Below are 2,183 nucleotides of genomic sequence, written 5' to 3' on the forward strand. Positions count from 1 at the left end.
AGGGATCCGCCTCGGCCCTCGTCGGACCGTGCCGCCGGGCCGGGTGCCGCCCGGTCAGGCCAGGGCGAGGAAGAGCTTCTCCAGCTCGGCCTCGCTCATCGGCGCGGCGTCCTGGTCGGCGGCGGCCATGCACTGGCGCATGCCGCTCGCGACGATCTTGAACCCCGCCCGGTCGAGCGCGCGCGAGACGGCGGCGAGCTGGGTGACCACGTCCTTGCAGTCCCGGCCCGCCTCGATCATCGCGATCACTCCGGCCAACTGGCCCTGCGCGCGACGCAGCCGGTTCAGGACCGCGCCGACCGCCTCCTCGTCCACCTGCATGTCGGGGCCGCCTTTCACATCGACTGTCGATGGACAAGTGTACCCGGCGGGGTATTCATTCCCGGATGGCGGAAGCCGTGCCCTGCGGCCCCGGGTACGGCCCGGCTCAGCGGCGGGCCAGGCGGCGCTCGCCGCCCGCGCCGGTCGCGTACGGCAGCTCGTAGTGCGCGAACACGGCGGGCTCGTCCTCGGCGGGCAGCACGTCGTCGGTGCCGATCGCCGGTGCCTGCTTGACCTGGTTGCGCGGGTAGGCCACCCGGAGGTAGTCCGGCCCGGCCACCGCCCCGTCCAGCGGGACGAACACCAGGCGGCGCCGACCGGCGAAACCGACCGTGACCGTGCCGAAGAACGGCTCGTCGCTGGCCGTCTCGACGTAGACCGACTCCAGCGACCCGATGCGGTGGCCCTTCTCGTCGACCACGGCGTGGCCGCGCCACTCGCGGATGTCCGCCATCGCGATGCCCACGGGCCTGACCTCCCGTCCCCGGTTGTTCCCCCGCCCGGACCTCCATCCTGCGCCGGGAGCGGCAGGGGCGCGCGGCGAGCCCGGGAGCCCGTCCCTCCCGACGAAAAGGGACATACGGGGGTGACCCGACCAACCGGCACCCGGGCCTTGACCTGGGCTTTAGGCTGTCCGCCAACAGGGCCGCGAGTGGATCGTCCGTGGCGTCCGGGGCAGAGGAGACGGCAACCGTGGGATACGAGAACATGTGGGAGTCCGGCGGGGCCGGGATCCCGGCCGACCTGCGGCCCGACGTGCCGCACCCGGCCCGGATGTACGACTACTACCTCGGCGGGAAGGACAACTTCCCCTCCGACCGCGCCGCCGCCGAGAAGGCGCTCGCCGCCAACCCGGAGTTCCGCTCCACCGCCCGCGCCAACCGCGGCTTCCTCACCCGCGCGGTGCGGTGCGTCGCCGAACTCGGCATCGACCAGTTCCTCGACATCGGCACCGGCATCCCCACGGCCGGCAACACCCACGAGATCGCCCGGACGGCCCGACCGGGCGCGCGGACCGTCTACGTGGACAACGACCCGATCGTGCTCAGCCACGCCCGCGCCCTGATGGCCGGCTCGGGCCCCGGCCACACCACCGTCATCCGGGCCGACCTGCGCGAGCCCGCCGCGCTGCTGGACGCCGTCCGGACGGCGGAGCTGCTCGACTTCTCCCGCCCGGTCGGACTCGTCCTCGCCGCCGTCCTGCACTTCCTGCGGGACGAGGACCAGCCCCACCATGCGCTCGCCGTCCTGCTGGACGCCCTGCCCTCCGGCAGCCACCTGGTCCTCTCGCACGGCACCGCCGACTTCATCCCGGCCGAGATCCGCGACCGGGTCACCGGCGTCTACGACAAGGCCACCGCGCCCCTCGTCGGCCGCTCCCGCGAGGAGGTCCGGGCCTTCTTCGACGGCCTCGACCTCCTCGACCCCGGCGTGACCACCGTCCCCCTCTGGCGCCCCGACACCACCCCCGCCCCTGGCGCCGACCGCGTCAGCATGTACGGCGCCGTGGCCCGCAAGCCCTGAGCCCCGGGGCTGGACCGGCCACCGCCGGCCAGGCGCGCCTCAGTTCGGGCGGCCGGGCGGGACCAGTCCGGTCTGGTAGGCGATGGCGACGAGTTGGGCGCGGTCGCGGGCGTCGAGCTTGGACATCGCCCGGTGGACGTGGGTGCGGACGGTGAAGGGGCTGACGAACATCCGCTCGGCGATCTCCTCGTTGGTGAGGCCGGTGGCGGCCATCGACATCACCTCGCGCTCGCGGGCGGTGAGGACGGACAGCCGCTCGCTCGTGGAGGCGGCGGAGGCCGGCTCGGGCTGGGCCAGGAACTGGTCGATCACGGCCCGGGTGGCGGCGGGCGAGAGCC

General features: G+C 74.1%; 4 protein-coding genes. 1 reads left to right on the forward strand and 3 read right to left on the reverse strand.

All coding sequences use genetic code 11. The annotated features are described in order from the left end of the window. Positions 1 to 54: 54 nt before the first annotated feature. Both ACFU6K_RS37465 and ACFU6K_RS37470 read right to left on the reverse strand, forming a co-directional pair. Entirely contained in the window at positions 55 to 321 is a 267-nt protein-coding gene (locus ACFU6K_RS37465; RefSeq protein ID WP_049651499.1) for a metal-sensitive transcriptional regulator, read from the reverse strand. 106 nt (positions 322 to 427) lie between these two features. After that, positions 428 to 775 carry a PRC-barrel domain-containing protein gene (locus ACFU6K_RS37470; protein WP_049651501.1) on the reverse strand — a complete coding sequence of 116 codons (348 nt, stop codon included), beginning with the start codon at positions 773 to 775 and terminating at the stop codon, positions 428 to 430. A gap of 239 nt (positions 776 to 1,014) precedes the next feature. On the opposite strand from ACFU6K_RS37470, the gene ACFU6K_RS37475 reads away from it, so the two are divergent. Next, positions 1,015 to 1,845, forward strand: coding sequence for an SAM-dependent methyltransferase (locus tag ACFU6K_RS37475; RefSeq protein ID WP_380670892.1), 831 nt, complete (start codon positions 1,015 to 1,017; stop codon positions 1,843 to 1,845). Positions 1,846 to 1,884: 39 nt separating this feature from the next. Here ACFU6K_RS37475 and ACFU6K_RS37480 read toward each other — a convergent pair. Then, the coding region (locus ACFU6K_RS37480; RefSeq protein ID WP_380670894.1) for a response regulator transcription factor at positions 1,885 to 2,183 on the reverse strand (299 nt) is incomplete at its 5' end.

The organism is Kitasatospora sp. NPDC057512, assembly GCF_042802135.1.
GTDB lineage: Bacteria > Actinomycetota > Actinomycetes > Streptomycetales > Streptomycetaceae > Kitasatospora.